The organism is Snodgrassella sp. M0351 (assembly GCF_016100575.1).
In the GTDB taxonomy this organism is placed as follows: domain Bacteria; phylum Pseudomonadota; class Gammaproteobacteria; order Burkholderiales; family Neisseriaceae; genus Snodgrassella; species Snodgrassella alvi.
This window is the reverse complement of the sequence record NZ_JACFSG010000006.1, coordinates 23,238-43,269: the sequence shown is the minus strand read 5'-3', so window position 1 is coordinate 43,269 and position 20,032 is coordinate 23,238. Positions and strand designations below refer to the sequence as shown.

The 20,032-nt window shown below is 42.9% G+C and carries 18 protein-coding genes; 9 read left to right on the top strand and 9 right to left on the bottom strand.

The features are described from left to right. The 8 genes from H3V01_RS10715 to H3V01_RS10680 all read right to left on the bottom strand — a co-directional run. A partial coding sequence (locus H3V01_RS10715) for a tRNA (cytidine(34)-2'-O)-methyltransferase (RefSeq protein WP_198186776.1) occupies nucleotides 1-322 on the bottom strand: 322 nt, incomplete at its 3' end. A 194-nt stretch (nucleotides 323-516) separates the two neighbouring features. Then, the gene (locus H3V01_RS10710; RefSeq protein WP_078474486.1) at nucleotides 517-924 is read right to left on the bottom strand and encodes a hypothetical protein; all 408 of its coding nucleotides are present in this window, start codon (nucleotides 922-924) and stop codon (nucleotides 517-519) included. Next, nucleotides 870-2,192, bottom strand: a complete 1,323-nt coding sequence (locus H3V01_RS10705) for a phosphatase PAP2/dual specificity phosphatase family protein (protein WP_198186775.1) — start codon at nucleotides 2,190-2,192, stop codon at nucleotides 870-872. The genes H3V01_RS10710 and H3V01_RS10705 overlap by 55 nt, the downstream gene beginning before the upstream one ends. Further along, on the bottom strand, nucleotides 2,189-3,949 hold the full coding sequence (locus tag H3V01_RS10700) for a bifunctional alpha/beta hydrolase/class I SAM-dependent methyltransferase (protein ID WP_084586658.1): 1,761 nt from the start codon (nucleotides 3,947-3,949) through the stop codon (nucleotides 2,189-2,191). Before H3V01_RS10700 ends, H3V01_RS10705 begins: the two co-directional genes overlap by 4 nt. Continuing rightward, nucleotides 3,942-4,586 (bottom strand): lysophospholipid acyltransferase family protein, encoded by a 645-nt coding sequence (locus H3V01_RS10695; RefSeq protein WP_174829743.1) that lies wholly within the window; start codon nucleotides 4,584-4,586, stop codon nucleotides 3,942-3,944. The genes H3V01_RS10700 and H3V01_RS10695 overlap by 8 nt, the downstream gene beginning before the upstream one ends. Before the next feature lie 3 nt (nucleotides 4,587-4,589). Beyond that, nucleotides 4,590-5,504, bottom strand: a complete 915-nt coding sequence (locus H3V01_RS10690; protein ID WP_078474483.1) for a phosphatidate cytidylyltransferase — start codon at nucleotides 5,502-5,504, stop codon at nucleotides 4,590-4,592. A gap of 1 nt (nucleotide 5,505) precedes the next feature. After that, nucleotides 5,506-6,105, bottom strand: a complete 600-nt coding sequence (locus H3V01_RS10685; RefSeq protein WP_078474481.1) for a CDP-alcohol phosphatidyltransferase family protein — start codon at nucleotides 6,103-6,105, stop codon at nucleotides 5,506-5,508. 285 nt (nucleotides 6,106-6,390) lie between these two features. Further along, nucleotides 6,391-7,221: a MetQ/NlpA family ABC transporter substrate-binding protein gene (locus tag H3V01_RS10680; protein ID WP_084547198.1), complete on the bottom strand. Its 831-nt coding sequence runs from the start codon at nucleotides 7,219-7,221 to the stop codon at nucleotides 6,391-6,393. A 133-nt stretch (nucleotides 7,222-7,354) separates the two neighbouring features. Here H3V01_RS10680 and dinG point away from each other — a divergent pair, with 133 nt between their 5' ends. The 4 genes from dinG to H3V01_RS10660 all read left to right on the top strand — a co-directional run bounded on the left by dinG (nucleotide 7,355) and on the right by H3V01_RS10660 (nucleotide 11,967). Then, the gene (gene dinG / locus H3V01_RS10675) at nucleotides 7,355-9,487 is read left to right on the top strand and encodes an ATP-dependent DNA helicase DinG (RefSeq protein WP_198186774.1); all 2,133 of its coding nucleotides are present in this window, start codon (nucleotides 7,355-7,357) and stop codon (nucleotides 9,485-9,487) included. A gap of 144 nt (nucleotides 9,488-9,631) precedes the next feature. Further along, nucleotides 9,632-10,060, top strand: coding sequence for a 50S ribosomal protein L13 (gene rplM / locus H3V01_RS10670; RefSeq protein WP_198186773.1), 429 nt, complete (start codon nucleotides 9,632-9,634; stop codon nucleotides 10,058-10,060). A gap of 9 nt (nucleotides 10,061-10,069) precedes the next feature. Next, the gene (rpsI, locus tag H3V01_RS10665) at nucleotides 10,070-10,462 is read left to right on the top strand and encodes a 30S ribosomal protein S9 (protein WP_025329932.1); all 393 of its coding nucleotides are present in this window, start codon (nucleotides 10,070-10,072) and stop codon (nucleotides 10,460-10,462) included. 578 nt (nucleotides 10,463-11,040) lie between these two features. Beyond that, nucleotides 11,041-11,967: a hypothetical protein gene (locus H3V01_RS10660; RefSeq protein ID WP_198186772.1), complete on the top strand. Its 927-nt coding sequence runs from the start codon at nucleotides 11,041-11,043 to the stop codon at nucleotides 11,965-11,967. A gap of 142 nt (nucleotides 11,968-12,109) precedes the next feature. Here the strand turns inward: H3V01_RS10660 and H3V01_RS10655 are convergent, their stop codons facing one another. After that, the gene (locus H3V01_RS10655) at nucleotides 12,110-12,982 is read right to left on the bottom strand and encodes a lysophospholipid acyltransferase family protein (RefSeq protein WP_198186771.1); all 873 of its coding nucleotides are present in this window, start codon (nucleotides 12,980-12,982) and stop codon (nucleotides 12,110-12,112) included. Nucleotides 12,983-13,085: 103 nt separating this feature from the next. Here H3V01_RS10655 and metK point away from each other — a divergent pair, with 103 nt between their 5' ends. The 5 genes from metK (at nucleotide 13,086) to H3V01_RS10630 (ending at nucleotide 19,972) form a co-directional block, all read left to right on the top strand. Continuing rightward, entirely contained in the window at nucleotides 13,086-14,255 is a 1,170-nt protein-coding gene (metK, locus tag H3V01_RS10650; RefSeq protein ID WP_084562181.1) for a methionine adenosyltransferase, read from the top strand. Nucleotides 14,256-15,039: 784 nt separating this feature from the next. After that, complete coding sequence (locus H3V01_RS10645) at nucleotides 15,040-15,534, top strand: MarR family transcriptional regulator (protein ID WP_037393212.1); 495 nt, start codon at nucleotides 15,040-15,042, stop codon at nucleotides 15,532-15,534. 18 nt (nucleotides 15,535-15,552) lie between these two features. Beyond that, on the top strand, nucleotides 15,553-16,998 hold the full coding sequence (locus H3V01_RS10640) for an efflux transporter outer membrane subunit (protein ID WP_198186770.1): 1,446 nt from the start codon (nucleotides 15,553-15,555) through the stop codon (nucleotides 16,996-16,998). Between the two features lie 38 nt (nucleotides 16,999-17,036). Continuing rightward, a complete protein-coding gene (locus tag H3V01_RS10635) occupies nucleotides 17,037-18,233 on the top strand; it encodes an efflux RND transporter periplasmic adaptor subunit (RefSeq protein WP_025329939.1) in 1,197 nt (398 codons plus the stop codon). 209 nt (nucleotides 18,234-18,442) lie between these two features. Beyond that, nucleotides 18,443-19,972, top strand: coding sequence for a DHA2 family efflux MFS transporter permease subunit (locus H3V01_RS10630; protein ID WP_198186769.1), 1,530 nt, complete (start codon nucleotides 18,443-18,445; stop codon nucleotides 19,970-19,972). Nucleotides 19,973-20,032: the final 60 nt, after the last annotated feature.

Genomic DNA, 20,032 nt, shown 5'->3' with positions numbered 1-20,032 from the left:
GACCGAAGAGAAAGTAGATTTGCTGATTGGGGTCGCTATAGTCGAACTGAGTGTAGTTGCGTGTGCCGTAGGTTTCTATCAGGTAGACTTGTGCATTAGTCTGAGTTTCGGTCATGCTGATGAATGCTTCCAGACTGTCATGATAATGAATATCTACATGAGGCCAGTAATCCAGGCCAGCACGCTTAAGCATCTTGTCATCGGTAGAGAAACCTAAAGGATGGATTAAATGCAGGCTGGTATGTGTGCCGGCACAAGTACGGGCGATATTGCCGGTATTAGCAGGAATTTGGGGTTGATACAGAGCTATGTGCAGACTCATCTGATTAGTTTTTTATTGATACAAAAAAGATGATTAGTATAATCTATATTGAAAATTTAAGTGACTACAGCTTTGAATAAAGAATGTAACAGATGTATCGCTTATTCGCTTAACTGTTTATATATAGAAAATTTCTATACCATTTTAATTTAACATAGATTAATCTTATTTTTATCATTAAATCTACAGATATTTCATTTAAACAATAAAGTAACAATCCAGATTAGCCAGAGCAGAGCACAGCTTATTAAGGAATATTTGAGTTGCTTCAGTGCTCCCTGATATCTTTGTTCCAAAGTAAAATCTTGCAGTTTTTGTTTTTGCCAAATAGAAGTAAGAATAATACCAGCCTGCCGGTTATTTTCCTGAGTGAGTTCAGAGAAATAATGATTATCCAGCCATAGCCGCCAGCATTGATAAATAACTATACCGGCACCAGCTGTGATCAGTGAACGTATTAAGCCGGCAGATGCGCAAAATATTGCCCATAATAAAGGTATTAATGCCATCAATAACAAAAAGCGCCAGCTTGCTAATGTGTGGCTGACTAACACTTTACTAAGTTCATGTTCATTGGATTCTGGGTTATGCTGATATGCCATTGCTCAAGAAGTTCCATATGTTTGGAGCCTAGTACAATTTGCGGGCGTTGTTGCTGCACAAATGTACAGGCCTGTTCTACAGTTTTAAAATTATCAAAAGCCAGTAGCCATGCTACTACTACAATGGCACTACGTGATAGTCCCAATGAGCAATGGATTAAAACACTATTGTGCTGTGTACGTAATTTTTCTAATTCACTGACAGCTTGTTGCAATTGCAACATACTGGGACAAACCAGATCCAGCATCGGTATACATGTATACACGCGATTGTATGTAGATTGGGCGCGTGGAAATTCGAATGTTAAATCCAGAATGGCTTTTTGTTTAACACTGCTGCAAGGATAACTACCCATAAAAATGTGCTCATTGATTGGGCTGATAGCAGGAATTTTACGGGTATACAGCCATCTGGAAATAGTCATCAGACATCGCCAGGGAAATAACAGAATATAAGTAGCCGCTGAATATTTGCCATGATGTGATTTATATATTGTATTAACACCAAAATGATATGAACAACTGACAATAAATAAAGATAATGCCAGCCATAATAACCACGGAGTAGAATAAATTCCAAAACATAAGCACACAAGCGCTGCTGTTGCATAATACTTAGTCAGCTTTTTTGACTGTGTACACGGTATATGAATATGGGTTTTTGGTATTTTTTTAACCGGTATTAGCCAGTCAATAAACATACCAATAGCTACGCCGATGATTACATCAATAAGATGATGCTGCCATGTCGTCAGTACAGAAATACCAATTAACAGAAACCAGCAATGAATCAGCCAGCGCAGACGTTTAGGAGTATGTTGTAAAAAGTGTTGCCACAGCAGCCAGCTTAGGATGATATAAAGTATTGAAGACTGATTATAAGATAAATTAAACTGCTCCAGCTGATTAAACCACCAGGCGGTAAAACCTTCAACTTTGGGACGGATAAAGCTAAAACGAAGAGGAAATAGTAAAAAACTGATACAGGCTATTGTAGAAGCTAATACTAACCGCCAGGCCTGACGAGTCTGTTCAGATATAGAACGACACAAAAATAAAGATATGCTATAGAGCAAAGCCAGACTACAGTAAGGAATAATGGTGAGCGGAATAAACGGAATGTATTGTTCCCAGCTATATACCACACTATTAATATCAGCTCGTGTGGCAGTAAACTGATTAACCAGTTCATACGTTACCAAGAAAAACGGCGCCAGAATGATTAACCAGCCTACTGCCAAACAGTTTAATTGACTACGCAACTTCATGATGCACGGCGAATTGCCATGGATACGCTGAAAATCCCCCATTCATCAATAATTTGTGCACATTTATCAAAACCGGCTGCACTTACCAGAGCATCCATTTCACCTTGAGAACGATTACGCATAATCCACGGCTGACCCTGACGATGGCTGGTTAAAGACCATGCAATGGTTTTCAATTGCGGGTGCCAAGGTTGATTTGTGTAAATCAGGATACCACCGGCAGGGATAGCAGCTGCTAAACCATTTAGTGAATTGCGTAACAGAGAGTTATCCGGAAAAAGTTCATACAGTCCGGAAACAATACTCAGGGTTGGCTGAGGTGTAAGTGCTGCGAGTTGTTCCTGATTGAAGGCATCACCAATTTCAAATCGCGCTTTATTGCTTAAACCATAATCAGCAATCATCTGCTGACCTTTGCTGACATTAAGTTCACTGTAGTCGCGTAATAAAATTTCTTCAACTGCATTTATATTGGATAATGCTTCAATGACATACCTGCCATGACCGGCAGCAATATCAACAACCCGAACCGGAAGATTTTCTTCCTGTAGTTTTGATACAGCTTGTTTAATCATATATTCCAGATTAATTTTGCGTTGCCGGATACCTCGCCAGCCAATGCTATTGAGATAGGCTTTGTCAAATTGTTTTCCTAGCCAGTTTTGACCCTGAGGTTGATTCTGATAAACATAATCCAGTGTACTGCCGGAATCAAAGCCAGTTTCACAACCCAGTTTAATGCCATTAGAAAGTTTACCAAGGGTTGTCATACCTTTATGTAAGGCACGATAACTAAAGGCACTGAAAGAAAGCGGAACCGGTCCGCCGCTTAATTCACGCCAGTTATCTGCACTCGGGCTCCAGCGATCTTCATGCTGATAATTAAAAGCGGCTACTGGCTGCTGATATAAGGTATCGATAAAGCTGCGAATTTTTGTAAAAGCTTCTTCTCGGTTAAGTTCGCCCAATGTGTCGTGATAAAAACCGGGCAGAATGTGCATTTCTTTGAGCGGATTGCGAATACGCTGATAGAAATCCAGTTGTGGTTGCCTGTGCACTACATAATCCTGACCGGATATCAGCAGTTGTGTAGGTAAAGTAATAGCAGCGGCATCTTCAATGACGCGGTCGGCTGTACGGTATAAATCCAGTAAAATATTTACTGCAATTGCACGAGTAATCAGCTGATCGTTATTAAAACTGTTAACACGTTCAGGATCATGGGTCAGATACTTGCCTTTGACATAGGAATTAACAAAGAACAGACCTTTCACATATTGTCCAAAACTAAGCAATGGCCGGGCAAACGGCACGTACAGTTTTACTTTAAAAGCAGGAGAGGCTAATACAAGCCCGCGAATTTTCGGGGCATAATCATGTGCCCATGTTGCTGCCAGTACCGCTCCCACACTCTGGGCAATCACTATGATATTCGAAAGGGGAGTTTGGCTGTCTGCGGCAACAAAATGCATAAATTCATCCACATCCTGTACAGAACGGGCCAGAGACGGGCTGTAACCGCGAGGGCCGGGAGAATGGCCATGCCCGCGGGCATCCCATGCATAAAAATCCGTATCCGGCATGTTCAGCTCATCCACAATGTGCTGCAAACGACCAGAATGTTCATGTCCGCGGTGAAACAATACAATAACTTTACGTATCGTGCCGGAGGTAATTGCAGGCCAGTGTCGATAAAATAATTCTTGTTTATCACTGGTATAAAATGTACTTTCTTTTGCTTGGCGTTGTTCAGTCATCAGAATCTCTTTTCATATATTGCGGACGCAATGCGAGTAAATTATTTAATAAATCTGCTTTAAACTGATCCTTATCCGGCTGGTAATACATGGCACTGCCAATATTAATGTCTATGAATAGGGGCAGCGGAATACGATTACCTTTAGCCATAATCTGTTCAGTTCCCTGTAGCCATACCGGAATGATGGGTACAGTTGGCATAGCAGCGCTTAAATACCAGATACCTGATTTGAGCGGTTGCATTTTTCCGGGTTCGCCACGAGAGCCTTCTGGAAATAGGATAAGGATTTTGTTTTGACGTAAGGCTTCTTCACAACCCTGAAGCGGATTGTTCTGACCGCCATTCTGACGGGTAACCGGAATAATGTTGAGAATATTAATTGCAAACCAGGCCAGCCATTTATTACTCAGAAAGTAATCTGCTGCAGCTACCGGATGAATCTGATTTTGCTGTAAAGGTGAGTATAGACCCATCAGTGCAAATACATCCATGTGGCTATTATGATTAGCAACAATGATTGCCGGACCTTGTTTAGGCAGATTGTGATGTTGATGAATACGCAAACCCAGCCAGAAACGCATAAACGGCCATTCTATACATAATGCAAATATGGGTTTGAGTAATGATTTAAGCATGATTTAGTAGTAAAAATAGCGAACGAAATGAAAAAATACCGGTGCAGTAAAAATCAATGAGTCCAGACGATCAAGAATACCTCCGTGGCCGGGTAATATCGTGCCGCTGTCTTTAATACCAATATCCCGCTTGATTGCAGACATGACAATATCACCACAGAATCCGCTTATACTGATGATCAGACCTGCAATTAAAGACATTTCCCAGCTCAGTGGTGTCAGTATAGGACCCAGCAGCATGGCAGCAATTGTCGTGCTGGCTATGCCGCCAAGTAGTCCGGCCAGAGTTTTGTTCGGGCTGACTTTAGGTGTTATTTTGATTTTACCCAGAGATTTACCCCACAAGTATTGAGTAATATCATTGAATTCTGTTAAACCCACAAGGAACAGTACCAATAGTGCACCAGTTTGCTGATGATCATTCGGCAGTACCAGCAAACTGGCAACATGGCTGAAAGCAAATACAGTTGTCATCAAGCCCCACTGCAATTGAGACACTGTACGCAGAAAATGTTTGGTATCACCAGCAATAACCATTCGTGCCGGTAAAAACAGGAACATATATACCGGAATAAATATAATAAAAAAACCGTACCAGTTACTGCCGATAAACCAGTAATTAATCGGAATAGTGATAAACATCCACAGGATAGGCATACGGTCTGCATGGCGTGCCGGTACCAGCGTTAAATATTCTTTTAACGCCATGAAGCTGACCAGAGCAAAAAAACATATCCCTAACCAGGATGGACTGATTAATGCCAGAGAAAACAGTATAATAATAATCCACCACGTTCGAATACGCAGTGTGAGTTCATGCCAGTCTTTATCCGGTTTCAGGTACACTAATAAGCCATTGATAACTGTAGCCAGTAATAAAAGGCTGAAAATGACCAGTAAGGATTTTTGCAACAACATATCAGTGTTCTCCGGTCAGGGCACTGCGACAACGGTTAACACAAGTCCAGACCAGTAAGACAATTGATATACACCACAGCAGATTGTTCCATGATGTTAATTCTGGCCAGATAGCCAGTAATAAAGACCATGTACCGAAAATCAAGGCACGATCACTTTTACCCATGGGACCCGCATAGCTGCGGATGCCATTAATTGTTTGAGCAAGAATGCCGCAGAATTCCGTAAGTACTGCACAAAAGAGCATTACCAGTACCACAGTTGTATTACTGCCCGGTAACAGAATGAACGGCACATATAAGGCAATATCAGATAAGACATCACCCAATTCATTTAAGACAGCACCAAGCCGGCTTTGCTGGTTACATTCACGAGCGAGCATGCCATCCAGTGCATTGAGTGCCATTCTGATAAATAATGTAATCGGTAGCAGCCAGAATAATCCCGGATGCGGAAAAATAGCCAGTATGACACCGATTAATACAGAAAGACCAATTGCAGAAAGGGTAATGTGGTTTGCTGTAACGCCTTTTCGATACAGCCAGAACATGAGCGGGCGTAATAATTTTTGAAAAGCAGGTTTGATACTGTAAAGAGTCATGCTTTTATAAATTAAGTTATGTAATTTCTATATTATAAAATGTATTTAAAAATTTTGTTTTGTTATTTTTATTAAACATGTTAGGCTGCTGTACCGCTTTATTGAGCCATACTGCAAAACTCACGTTAATAAATATTACAGTGCGGGATTTATTTTCAGTGTTTTGATTAATAATTAGTGATCTGCTTATACGTTTTTAAATTTTTACTGTTACGTGATGAATTTATAGATGAATTGCCGGTAATGCGTGATAGTATTACCGGCAATTTTCAGGATGAGATAGGTTTATTCACCTTGTGGCAGTGCCCACATCTGATTTTGATTGTATTTCTGCATAAATTGTTTAAATTCTGGTGATTGATAGGCTGCTTTTAAGTCTTTTGCCCACTGGGTATCTTTATTTTTTTCATTAATGGTAACCACCATTTCCATTTCCGGAATTACTTTTTCACGAAGTACGGCTTTTTTCGGATCAAGTTTAGACTGGTAAGCAATTCCACCGGAGGCGAAACCGAAATCTACTTCACCCAGTGTGCGCGGAATCATGACTGAATCCATTTCTTTAATTTTCAATTGTTTTGGATTGCTGACAATGTCTCTGGATGTTGCCAGTATCGGGTTAGTACCGGATTTGAGCTGAATGAAATGATTATCGGTCAGAATGCGCAATGCACGTGAAGTATTGGCCGGATCACTGGGAATCAGCACAGTAGCGCCATTGGGCGCCTGCTGAAAGGATGTGTATTTGTCTGAGTAAATGGCAGCCGGTATGGTAGGGATATGCACCAGAGGATACAGATGTGTACCTTTTTCACGGTTAAAGACATTAAGATAGGCAGTATGCTGATCCAGATTAAAATCAACCTGACCATTATTAACAGATTGATTATTCACTTCCAGCGTGGAAAAATTCATGGTTTTAATGGTGTAGCCCTGTTTTTCCAGAATAGGTTTAATGCCTTGTTCAAATACTGTGCTGTAAGGCATAGCAGAGGCACCAAAAACCAGCTCTTTTTTGGTCGTACTGGCTGCTGTGGAATCTTGCTGAGTTTTAGAGCAGGCAATAAGACCTGTTGTCACGAGACAGAATAAAACGAAATAGATAATTTTGTTCATAATGTGCCTGCTAAAAATTTAATATGGAATTTAAGTATATAATTGGAATTAGTTTGTAAATATACTGATTTTAAATAACTTTACTACTTAAAAGAATATGGGTTTATGCTATTTGCCTATTGTTTGAATTGTTATGCTTACTGATTTAGAAAAAAACGCCATACGTGATCATTACCAAAGTATTGCCAGAAGTTTGCCTAATTTCCGGCCCCGGCAGGCACAGCGGGAAATGATTGCAGCCGTTGCTAATGCATTTTCACGCACTCAGCAACAGCAGGATGGTGAGGATGCACCGGAGCGCAATGGTGAGTCTATCGTTGTAGTAGAGGGGCCGACAGGAGTAGGTAAAAGTCTGGCATATTTACTTGCCGGCGGTATTATGGCGCAGACGCGCGGCAAAATACTGGTAGTAAGCAGTGCGACTGTCGCCTTGCAGGAACAACTGGTCGGGCGTGATTTACCGTTTGTAGTCAGGCACAGCGGACTGAGTCTTAGTTTTGCTCTGGCTAAAGGCCGCGGACGTTATTTATGTCCCTATAAACTGTATCAATTAACCCAATTAAACGCACAGGACAGTTTGCAGGGTTTTGAACCACAAATGGTACTCTGGGAGCAGAAGCCTAAAAAGGACGAATTGGCTGTATTGCGTAATATGGCAGATCAGTTTGCTGCCCGTACTTTTAATGGAGACCGGGATACATGGCCGGAACAAATTGACGACGGTTTATGGCAGAAAGTAACTAATGATCGCCATGGCTGTTTGAAATCCGGGTGCCCGAACCGCGCCGAGTGTCCTTTTTTTCTGGCGCGGGAGACGCTGGAAACGGTGAATGTTGTGGTAGCCAATCATGATTTACTGCTGGCTGATATCGGCATGGGCGGTGGTGTAATTTTGCCGGCACCGGCCAACAGTTTTTATTGTATCGATGAAGCGCACCATTTGCCGCATAAAGCTTTACAGCAATTTGCGGCTGAACATAGTTTGAATCAGACATTATGGTTTTTAGACCGGATTGGTAATATTGTAGATAAAGTAGCTGGTGTGCTGGATAAAAGTGAACTTGCAGTGCTGGCTGTTGAAGCTGCATCGGGTTTGCAGGAAAGTTTGCAGGAATGGCTGATTTGTCTGGCTGATGAACCCAGTCTGGCAGTACAGGACGGTATCGAAGAAAGCAGCTGGCTGTGGCCGGATGGTGAAATACCATCGAGTTTGAATATGCTGGTAAATAATACCGCTATCGCCGCACGAATGCTGCTGAAACATTTAAACGGTATGAATGAGGCATTATCTGCCTCCAGACGGGATAAGAATAAGGATAGCAGCCTGCTTGATCAACTCAGTACGGATTTGGGCATGCTGCTGGCGCGAGCTGAACAGGTCGTGGATGTATGGGATTTAATGTCCACGGAAAAAGTTGAAGGCGAAGCACCACTGGCTAAATGGATTACTCGGATAGCTAAAGATAAGGTTGACTACAACTTTCATGCCTCTCCCATTACCAGTGCCAGTAAGCTGGCCAGTGGTTTGTGGCGGCGGGCAGCAGGAGCATTGCTGACTTCGGCTACGTTGCGCTCACTGGGTACATTTGATTTACTGTTAAAGCAAACAGGCCTGAGCTGGCTGCCTGATACTACTATGCTGGCACTGGACAGTCCGTTTCATTTTGCAGAACAGGGTGAGCTGTATATACCGGCACTAGCAGCCAGCCCGAAAGATGCGGCAGCGCATACCAGCGAAATTGTTAAATGGCTGCCGAAGCTGATTAGTGAAAACGAACCTATTGGGACACTGGTATTATTTTCTTCTCGGCGGCAAATGCAGGAGGTTGCACTGAAATTGCCGGACAGTCATTTACCCTTATTGCTGGTGCAGGGAGAAATACCTAAACAGATATTATTAGAGCGCCATCATGAGGCAATTGCTGCCGGTCGTCCAAGTATTATTTTCGGTCTAGACAGTTTCGCTGAAGGTCTGGATTTACCCGGTGAGATGTGTGTGCAGGTCATTATTGCTAAGTTGCCGTTTGCCATGCCGGATAATCCAATTGAGAAAACCCGCAATCAGTGGATAGAGGCACGCGGCGGTAACCCGTTTATGGAGATTACTGTGCCGGAAGCCAGTATCAAGCTGATTCAGGCTGTAGGGCGGCTGATTCGGACTGAAACAGATTACGGCCGGGTTACTATTCTGGATAATCGTATTCTGACTGCGCGATATGGTAAACAGTTACTGGCGTGTTTACCGCCTTTCAGACGTATCGGCTGAATATGACTACAGATGTAATCATCAATGCAACTGTATCCTGCTCAGTACAGGGAAATTGTCATACAAACCCTGTACAGCAATTGACAATCAATTGATTAATCTTTAATATTAGAAGCTTTCGTATATTTATCTGGATTAGCTTTTATGAAAACCTTTTCAGCTAAGCCCCATGAGGTGAAGCGCGATTGGTATGTGGTTGATGCTCAAGACAAAGTTCTGGGTCGTCTGGCTGCTGAAATCGCCCGCCGTCTGCGTGGCAAACATAAGCCAGAATACACGCCACATGTTGATACTGGTGATTACATTATTGTAATTAACGCTGACAAACTGCGTGTGACTGGTCAGAAACAGACTGACAAAAAATACTATCGCCACTCAGGTTTTCCTGGTGGTATTTATGAGCGCACTTTTGCTGAAATGCAAAACCTGTTTCCTGGCCGTGCGCTGGAAAAAGCCGTTAAAGGTATGTTACCTAAAGGCCCGCTGGGCTATGCCATGATTAAAAAACTGAAAGTATATGCTACTGCAGAACATGGCCATGCTGCTCAACAACCTAAAGTTTTGGATATCTAAGGACACGCAATGAACGGTAAATATTACTACGGCACGGGTCGCCGCAAAAGTTCAGTGGCTCGTGTTTTCCTGCAAAAGGGTAGCGGTCAGATTATTGTAAATGGTCGTCCGCTGGATGAATTTTTCGGTCGTGAAACCGGCCGCATGATTGTTCGTCAGCCTCTGGTACTGACTGAAAATCTGGAAGCTTTCGATATTAAAGTAAATGTTGTAGGCGGCGGTGAAACCGGTCAGTCTGGTGCGATTCGTCATGGCATTACCCGTGCACTGATTGACTACGATGCAGCTCTGAAACCAACTCTGTCTGCTGCTGGTCTGGTTACTCGTGATGCACGTGAAGTTGAACGTAAAAAATTCGGTCTGCGCAAAGCACGCCGTGCAAAACAGTTCTCAAAACGTTAATCTGTATTGCCACTACCAAAACAGTTTATATATTCAAAAAGAGCCTTTATGGGCTCTTTTTTTTGTGAACAGGTCAATAAAGATATATTGTAAATTCTGAAAATAAGTAAAGTTTTGCAGGCAAATATAAAAGAAAAAAATTTCAAGGTATATAATTTAATAAAAATAAAACAAATTTATAATTAGGTAATTGCTTAATATTTTGCCAAACAATTTATTTATACTTTTGATGTTTATATATGTTTAATTTATAATAATTAAAAATTTATATTTGCTAGATAAGTAATCTATACAATTTTATTTAATCTGATTTCAGTCATAATTCATATGCATTTATTTAATTGATATCAAGGTTCTAATTAAGTAATCTATTATAGAATACGCTCTGAATAACATCTTTTGTACCGCTGTTATTGAATCCTGACCTTATGATTTAAGTACATAAATCCTTCAATTCATATATTATCAAAATTATATAATTAATTAATTTTAAGTTTTATTAATTTATAAATAATAGAAGTGAATTGAACATTTATTTAAGATATAAATAATGTACTATTAAGAGAGAGAAAAAATTTATGGACTTAGCGCGTGATAAAAAAACAAAAGAAATTGTTGATATTTATCAACTTCAGCACAGTGATAAAATAGATACTAAAAATTATATGTGCTGGGGATGTGGAATTGATGTGTATCCATCATCTTGGCGAAAAGAAAACAAAAAAAGACCTTCATTTAATCGTATGCCGAGTACAGAACATAAACCCGGATGTGATGCGGATGCTGAAAATAAATATATTGCACAAGGACAGAAAAAAAGTATCCGAAATATACTTGATGCTGTGCCAGAACTAATGCCAAATGGTTTAAAGTTAATTGACGAGCGTCCAATTGTTAGCTCTGAAATCCGAGCTCAAGGAATTCGATCAAGTTCAACAAGATCTACATCCTCAACGATTAATGATAAAGATGATGAGCAAAAAAAATCATCTCGACGTCAGGTTAATACAATACGACAGATTTGCCGAGCATTTATTAGTTATCCGTATGATCGTAATATGTCCTTAGATATATCAGGTATCAATGCAGATACTTATATGACTGTTTTCAAAAAGCTCAAAACACCAATTCAGTACTACCAAGAAAATCATGTTTTTTATTCACAATTGTTATGGAATAAGATTAATTTTGATCAGAAGCAAATTATTATACCACTTTCAGGAGAGTGGAAAAAAAACGAGAACGGAGTGCGCAAACCTTCACGCTTTTATAAACTATATGTTGAATGGGATAAATGGTCTAAAGCTAAAAAAACTATATTTCGGAAAGAACTCGAAAATGCACAAAAAGATTCACAAGAAGCCTTAAATGCAGGAAATAAAGAGAGAGCTCAAGTCTTTTTTATCGGTAAGCAAGATATTAAAAATCCTGAAATATTTTATGCTAGTGACTTTCGATTAATCTGCGTAATTATGGGATATATTACGTACCCAGAGTATAATTAAGCTTAATATATAGCATATATAATTGAAAATTTTTTGAATAAATATATTAAGTAATTTCTGAATAATTATAATTTAAGGATAATTCTTCTGTGATTTCTATATTGTTTGTATAAGATATAGTTTGCTAATTTTTCGATGGTTTTTAGATAGCAGGTCTGTTTTTACGCCATTTATACCGGTTATAACCAAACAGGTACTGGTTTGGGAAACGTGTTACCCATTTTTCAACATTATTATTAATAATCTGTGCATCATGTTCGCGGTTGCCGTTGAGTGTGCCTTCAAGCGGTGCGATATGAAGAGCAAAGCCTCGGCCGTGCGGCAGGCGTTCGCCGCAAAAGAACAGGGGGGTTACTTCAGGCATGATGGCCAAACGAGAGGCCAGGGTCATGGTGTAGGCAGGCTGACCAAAAAAGGTTGCCCATACACCTTCTCCTTCGCCGGGTACCTGATCGGGCAGTACAATGGTAGCCTGCTTATTTTTTAATGCCCGTACAATTTGTTTTACCCCCAGCATATTGGCAGGAGCGGTATAGCCGTTATCACGTACACGTCCGCTATTCATAACGCTTTCCAGCCAGCTTATTTTAGGCGGGCGGTACATGGCGGTAAGCGGAAAAGGCAGTTTTTCGCTCAGAAAACGGCCGGCAAGATCATAATTGCCCAGATGTGGTGTAATTAAAAGCAAACCTTCGTTGCGTTCAATAGCGGCTTCTATGTGTTCCCAGCCGTGTACTTCTTTAAATAATGAGACGATATGCTTGCTTGAGCGGGTCCAGGCTATGGATAACTCAAGCCCGCTTTTGGCTGTTTCTGCAAAAATGGATTTAACCAGTTTTTCTGATTCTTGGTCGTTGGCAGCAAGTTTGCTAAAATGCAGATTTTTAGTTGTGCGTTTACGTTCACTGGTGGCGAAGTAAAAGCCAAGGCGCCCCAGTACGGAACCTAAACCCTGTAAAACAGGTAAAGGGATTAATGCCAACAGGAAAAATATGAAATAAACCAGCTTTTGCATCCGTTCTGTATCTCAAACTCGAAAATTTGGGCGACATTGTAACAAAAGCATTTATAACTGCCCATCATAATGCTTGATTAGCATCAGAAAGTATCCGCCAATTATGAGTGAATTTCTGTTTACTTCCGAGTCGGTATCCGAAGGTCATCCGGATAAAGTTGCCGACCAGATTTCCGATTCTATTTTAGACGCTATCCTGACTCAGGATCCTACTGCACGTGTTGCAGCTGAAACTCTGGTAAATACCGGTTTGTGTGTTCTGGCCGGTGAAGTTTCTACACGTGCGCATATTAATTATATACAGGTTGCACGCGATACAATTAAACGTATCGGTTATAACTCATCAGAACTGGGGTTTGATGCCAGTGGCTGTGCGGTGATGGTGTGTTATGACGAGCAGTCTCCTGATATTGCTCAGGGGGTTAATGAAGGGGAAGGGCTTGACCTGGACATGGGTGCAGGCGATCAGGGACTGATGTTCGGTTATGCCTGTGATGAAACGCCTACGCTGATGCCGTTTGCAATTTATTATGCACACCGTCTGATGCAGCGTCAGAGTGAAGTGCGTAAAAGTGGTGAACTGCCGTGGCTGCGTCCTGATGCCAAGGCACAGCTTACCTGTGTGTATGACAGTGAAACCGGAAAGGTAAAACGTATTGATACTGTGGTGCTGTCTACGCAACATGAGCCGGATATCGAGCGTGATGAGCTGGTTGCAGCTGTTAAGGAATATATTATTAAGCCGGTGTTACCTGCTGATATGCTGACTGAAGAGACGCAATATCTGATTAATCCGACCGGGCGTTTTGTCATTGGTGGTCCGCAAGGCGACTGTGGTCTTACTGGTCGCAAAATTATCGTGGATACTTATGGCGGGGCGGCCCCTCATGGCGGCGGTGCTTTTTCCGGTAAAGATCCTACCAAGGTGGACCGCTCTGCTGCTTATGCCTGCCGCTATGTGGCTAAGAATATTGTTGCTGCCGGTCTGGCCAGTCAGTGTCAGATTCAGATTTCCTATGCTATCGGTATTGCACAGCCTACTTCAATTGCGATTGACACTTTCGGTACCGGCAAAATCGATGAAAACAAGCTGATTGAAATTGTGCAGAAACATTTTGATTTGCGTCCGAAAGGTATTATTAAAATGTTGGATTTGCAGCGACCAATTTATGCGAAAACAGCGGCATATGGTCATTTCGGGCGTGAAGAGCCTGAATTTACCTGGGAACGTACGGATAAAGCGCAACTGTTGCGTGAAGCCGCAGGTATTTAATTCTGGTTATGTGGAAACAGGCTGCTTTTGAAGCAGCCTGTTTTTTTACTGATGCAGGAGTTAGTCAGGATATGTATATATTGTGATGATGTTGTATCGGTAGGTTGTCTGCGGAATAAGCTGAATATGCTGCTTATGTCGTTATTGGTAATGTATTTGCTAAGAAAATTGCAGTTTTGTACAGAGTGGAAGATGCAATTTTGTTTAAGGCTGGTGTCAAAGGTTGTTGTGGAGAAGCCGGTAAAACCGGTATCTGGTTAATAAGGCGTAAAAAAATTCAAAATGTCTCTATATTTAATCTGTTATTAAATATAATTATGCTCTTAACACATAAGTATGGTTTTGAGTTGTTACTTTATGGTTTGTATAGAAAAATAATTATGTTTATGGTCTTTGCAGCCAATTATTAACAAGTTTAAGTGATGGTTTTTTTGAGTTGAAAACTGGTTAACCGGTATTGCTGAATGCTGTCCGGGTTGTTTCATTTCTGCAACGACGGATGATGCGCTAAAGCAATTTGCTATTCTGGTCTGTAGAGTCTGTTTCCGGTAATTGTATTTGACAGGTGATAGATGAGGGCTGGAAAAAACGATAACGGTATAGGGTATTTACTGTTACCGGCAATATGCAGATATACAGATAGATAAGAGGGCTTTTCAAAAAATTTGCTAAGGTAGTGACTATTTTAGGGATGGAATATTTTCAGCTAAATAATAAGCTTCATTTATAATAAGTGGTATGGTTATTAAAATGGTTTATTTTTTGGATTTTGAGGTGTTCTAAGATGGGTTTTTCTCTTCCTGCTACCGAACTGGAAGCTACTTTAGAGGTGCTGGCAGTGAAAATGCCAAGCATGAATGTTCAGTTGGTGATGCTCAGCCGGTTAATCCGTCTGGTACATACGTCGATTCACGGTGAGCTGAATGAGCGTTTACACAAGCACCATTTATCAGAAAGTCTGTGGCATGCATTGCTGGCAGTGTATTCACGCCCGAATCATGAGATTTTACCATCAGAACTGAGCAGTATTCTGAATCTGACTCGTACCAGTGCAACGCGTTTATCGGATGAACTGGTGCTTAATGGCTGGGCTACGCGCTCTACTCATCCTTATGACCGGCGCAAGATTACGCTGAAGCTAACTAAAGCCGGTGAAGATCTGATTCAAACGGTTAGTCCGGAAACCAATGAGGTTCACCGGAGGGTATGGTCAGCCCTGAGTGAACCGGAATATGAACAATTACAGCAGCTGTTAACTAAATTATTAACCGCTGCTTAACTTTTTGCTGAGATTTGCATGAAATTAACTGTATCTGCGCCCCGATTACGTCAGCTGGCTCTTGTTAGCCCTGTTGCTTTGCTGCTGTTATCTGCTTGTGCCAATTTTGGCAAACAGCCTGAGTTGGAAAATCCACAGGATGCCGGTCAGCTGCAATTGCCGGCAGGGCAGACTGTAGCAGTGAAACAAAACTGGTGGCTGGGGCTGAATCAGCCATTGTTAAACAGATTAATGGAAACCGGCTTGTCCAATGCGCCGGATTTACGTATTGCAGCTGCGCGTATTGCAGAAGCTGAGGCTCAATGGCGTGGTGCCAGAGGCGAGGCTGGTGTTCAGGTCGGGGTTCAGGCTAATGGCGTGGCCGCCTATCTGAATCCGAAGCCTGACTCAAACCGGGACGGGGATAACCCGAATCATGTTTTCAGTAATGAAATGGCTGCGGTAGCGGTTAATTATACTTTTGATTTCTGGGGCAGGCAGCGTAATCTGATTAAGGCAGCGCTGGGTTCCCGTCTTGCAGCTTCTTATCAGCAGGAACAGGCCCGGCTGGTACTGAGTCAGAGTATTGTGTCGCAATATACGCAATGGCAGCAGTTACAGGAACAGTCGGATATTCTGAAACAGCGTATTGCAGTGAATCAGCAGTTGCAGAAGCTGGTTGCAAACCGGATTCGCGCAGGTTTGCAGCCGGCAAGTGATGAGTATGCTTTTACGCAGACTGTGCTGAATTTACAAAGTGCTTTACGTCAGACACAGGCGGATATTGAACGTACCCGTCATGGTATTGCGGCACTGGTCGGATTATCACCGACCCAGTTGCCGGAAGCAGTACCGCAGCCATTGGGTAAGGTGCCGGCAGTTGCGATTGATGGTTTGCGGGCGGATATTTTAGGGCAGCGGCCTGATATTGCTGCACAGCGGGCGTTGTTACAGTCAAATTATTTTGGTGTAAAGGCGGCTGAGGCTGCTTTTTATCCTAATATTGAAATTAAGGGTCTGGCAGGTCTTGCGCATGTTGATGCGTTTGATCTGGTGCACTCTTCTTCACGGATGCTGGGTGTTGTTCCGGCCATTACTCTGCCGTTATTTACTTCAGGCAGTTTACAGGCGGCATTATCCGGTAAACGCTCTGCTTATAATGAACAGGTAGCTCAATATGATAAAACCGTATTGACTGCCTTGCAGCAGGCAGCTGATGCAATTAGTGATTATCAGCACAGTACTGTGGCACTGCCATTACAGCAGCAGGCATGGCAGGTGGCACAGAAAAATGCGGCTGCCAGCAGCAAGCGTCAGGCAGCCGGTCTGGACAATGCTATTACCAGACTACAGCGTGAAGACGCAGCTCTGAGTGCACGGGCTGATTTAGTTAAAACCATTGCCTGGCAGCAGCAAAGCTGGAATAGTCTGCATGCTTCTCTGGGCGGCGGTTTCCAGATGTCAGATGCTGAGGCTACTCGTTAATTTATTGTTATTTTTAAATTTTATTGAGCTATTTTCGTATGAGTGAACAAAAGCAAACTAACGAGGCGGTAACCACCTCACAACCGGCGGTTCAGCCGCAGTCAGAACGGGTACCGGCCGGCCGCAAACGTAAACTCGTGTTGCTGACCGTGATTTTTCTGCTGATTGCACTGGGTTGTCTGCTGATGTATCTGCTGGTTTGGCAGCATAAAGAATCTACCGATGATGCGTATGTGAATGGCCATCTGGTACAGATAACCCCGCAAATTACCGGTACGGTACAAAAGGTAAATGTGGATGATACGCAAACTGTGAAAGCCGGTCAGGTGCTGGTAGAGCTGGATAACAGTGATATGCAGCTGGCGTTTGAACGGGCACATGATGAGCTGATTAATGCAATTCGCCAGAATCAGCAGCAGACTGCTCAATCACGTCAGGCCAGTGCACAGGTTGCAGCGCAACAGGCACAGTTAAAACGTTTGCAGGCTGACTTACAGCGCCGCCAGAGTCTAGCCGGTACAGATGCCATCTCTGCTGAGGAGCTGAGTCATGCGCGTGATGCAGTACAGGAAGCACAGGCTAATCTGAAAGCTATGCAGGGACAGGAAAGCGCGGCCAAAGCAGTATTGGGTCACAATGTTCCGCTGCGTCAGCAGCCGGCAGTGATGACTGCTGTCAGTCATCTGAAGAGTGCATGGCTGGATTTGCAACGTACTCAGATTAAGGCTCCGGTTGACGGACAGGTTGCCAAGCGTAATGTACAGGTAGGGCAGAAGGTAGCCACCGGTGCTGCACTGATGGCGGTTGTACCATTGAATAATGTGTGGGTGGATGCAAACTTTAAGGAAAGTCAGCTGGCTAAAATCCGTATTGGTCAGCCGGTGGAAATCAGTGCAGATGTATATGGCAGTAAGGTGACTTATCACGGTAAGGTAGCCGGTCTGTCAGCAGGTACGGGAGCTGCGTTCTCACTGTTGCCGGCACAAAATGCAACCGGTAACTGGATTAAGGTGGTACAGCGTGTGCCGGTGCGGATTGCTCTGGATCCGAAAGAGCTGGCTGCACATCCGCTGCGGGTAGGTTTGTCAATGGATGTTGAAGTGAATACGCGCAACCAGAATGGTCAGGATTTAACTGCGGCTAATGCGATTCCCACTAATGGAAATATGGCTGCAATTGACTGGACTCCAATCAATAATATGATTGAGGAAATTTTTGCTCAATATGCACCCTGATTGAGTTAATACTGAACCATAATCCGACGGCTGCCAAAGCAGAAGGGCATATTCTGCCGCCAGCAGCCATTATTCATGGTAATGATTTTGCCTGATTTTTTTTGTTATTCCGGAAGTATCGTCTTTGTGAATAGTATTGACTGTACTTGTGAGTACAGCTATCCGGATATGCTGCAGATAAAAAATATTTCTGCGATAAGGCTGCTTGAATGACGCATTCTCCTTTAAAAGGTCCGGCACTTGCTCTGGTTACGGTGGCTCTGTCACTGGCCGTTTTTATGCAGGTGCTGGATTCAACTATCGCCAATGTGGCATTACCGACTATTACCGGTAATTTGGGTGCAGCCAACAGTCAGGGTACGTGGGTAATTACGGCGTTTGCTGTGGCAAATGCTATTTCTGTACCGCTAACTGGCTGGCTGGCACGCCGTTTTGGTGAAGTAAAAGTATTTGTCGTGGCTACACTGTCCTTTGTGCTGGCCTCATTTTTATGTGGTATTGCCCCCAGTCTGGCATTGCTGGTGTTTTTCCGTGTATTGCAGGGGGCCGTAGCCGGTCCGATGATTCCGCTGTCACAAAGTCTGCTGATGGCAGCTTATCCGCCGGAAAAGCGCCCGATGGCGCTGGCTATGTGGTCAATGGTGATTATTGTGGCACCGATTTTCGGCCCGATTCTTGGCGGGATTATCAGTGACAACTGGCATTGGGGCTGGATTTTCTTTATTAATGTACCAATCGGGTTGCTGGCCGCGGGTATTTCATGGCAGATGCTGAAAAAACGCGAAACTGAAACCGAAAACCAGCCAATCGACCGGATGGGGCTGTCCCTGATGGTTGTGGGTGTGGGTGCCTTACAGATGATGCTTGACCGTGGTCATGAGCTGGATTGGTTCTCATCCAATGAAATCATTATTTTAGCGGTTATTGCCACAGTATGTCTGAGCTATTTTGTTATCTGGGAATGGTATGCAAAATATCCGATTGTGGATTTACGCCTGTTTAAAGACCGTAATTTTACGGTAGGTGTGATTACGCTCAGTACCGCCTATATGACCTATATGGGTGCAATTGTCTTATTGCCGATGCTGTTACAGATGCAGTTGGGCTATACCGCTACCTGGGCAGGGCTGGCAACGGCGCCTATCGGTATTTTCCCGGTATTGTTGTCGCCATTGATTGGTAAGTTTGGTAACAGGCTGGATATGCGGGTGCTGGTAACCATCAGCTTTACTGTATATGCCATCTGTTTCTTCTGGCGTACCAATTTTAATGCCGGTATGAGTTTTATGGATGTATTCTGGCCGCAGTTTGTGCAGGGGATTGGTATGGCTATGTTCTTTATGCCGCTAACCCAGATTACTTTGTCTAATATGTCCGGCTCACAGATTGCCAGTGCTTCAAGTATTTCCAATTTTGTGCGTATTCTGGCCGGCGGTATTGGTACTTCAATGGTCAATGTGTTATGGGATAAACGTGAGGCTTTGCATCATACACAACTGGTAGAAAACATTCATCCTTATAACAGTACGATGAATGAATCAATTCAGGGGATGAACCAGCTCGGTTTAAGTGATACTCAGCCGCTGGGTTCGATTGAGCAGACTATAGGGCAGCAGGCTCATATTATGGGTGCCAATGATCTGTTCTGGCTGTATGGGATGACATTCCTGATTCTGATTGTACTGGTGTGGTTTGCCAGACCGCCGTTTGGCAGTGGCGGTGGCGGCGGGGCACATTAGTTTGTCTGTAATCTGGTTCATACGGTCTGTGTCTTAGCAGGCCGTATTTATTTTTATCCG

Coding starts and splice junctions, on each gene's coding strand:
- H3V01_RS10640 (WP_198186770.1), top strand. CDS start 15,553: ATGAAATTAACTGTATCTGCGCCCCGATTACGTCAGCTGGCTCTTGTT.
- H3V01_RS10630 (WP_198186769.1), top strand. CDS start 18,443: ATGACGCATTCTCCTTTAAAAGGTCCGGCACTTGCTCTGGTTACGGTG.
- rplM (WP_198186773.1), top strand. CDS start 9,632: ATGAAAACCTTTTCAGCTAAGCCCCATGAGGTGAAGCGCGATTGGTAT.
- H3V01_RS10660 (WP_198186772.1), top strand. CDS start 11,041: ATGGACTTAGCGCGTGATAAAAAAACAAAAGAAATTGTTGATATTTAT.
- H3V01_RS10680 (WP_084547198.1), bottom strand. CDS start 7,221: ATGAACAAAATTATCTATTTCGTTTTATTCTGTCTCGTGACAACAGGT.
- H3V01_RS10645 (WP_037393212.1), top strand. CDS start 15,040: ATGGGTTTTTCTCTTCCTGCTACCGAACTGGAAGCTACTTTAGAGGTG.
- metK (WP_084562181.1), top strand. CDS start 13,086: ATGAGTGAATTTCTGTTTACTTCCGAGTCGGTATCCGAAGGTCATCCG.
- H3V01_RS10635 (WP_025329939.1), top strand. CDS start 17,037: ATGAGTGAACAAAAGCAAACTAACGAGGCGGTAACCACCTCACAACCG.
- H3V01_RS10690 (WP_078474483.1), bottom strand. CDS start 5,504: ATGTTGTTGCAAAAATCCTTACTGGTCATTTTCAGCCTTTTATTACTG.
- H3V01_RS10710 (WP_078474486.1), bottom strand. CDS start 924: ATGGCATATCAGCATAACCCAGAATCCAATGAACATGAACTTAGTAAA.
- dinG (WP_198186774.1), top strand. CDS start 7,355: ATGCTTACTGATTTAGAAAAAAACGCCATACGTGATCATTACCAAAGT.
- H3V01_RS10695 (WP_174829743.1), bottom strand. CDS start 4,586: ATGCTTAAATCATTACTCAAACCCATATTTGCATTATGTATAGAATGG.
- H3V01_RS10685 (WP_078474481.1), bottom strand. CDS start 6,105: ATGACTCTTTACAGTATCAAACCTGCTTTTCAAAAATTATTACGCCCG.
- H3V01_RS10705 (WP_198186775.1), bottom strand. CDS start 2,192: ATGAAGTTGCGTAGTCAATTAAACTGTTTGGCAGTAGGCTGGTTAATC.
- rpsI (WP_025329932.1), top strand. CDS start 10,070: ATGAACGGTAAATATTACTACGGCACGGGTCGCCGCAAAAGTTCAGTG.
- H3V01_RS10655 (WP_198186771.1), bottom strand. CDS start 12,982: ATGCAAAAGCTGGTTTATTTCATATTTTTCCTGTTGGCATTAATCCCT.
- H3V01_RS10700 (WP_084586658.1), bottom strand. CDS start 3,949: ATGACTGAACAACGCCAAGCAAAAGAAAGTACATTTTATACCAGTGAT.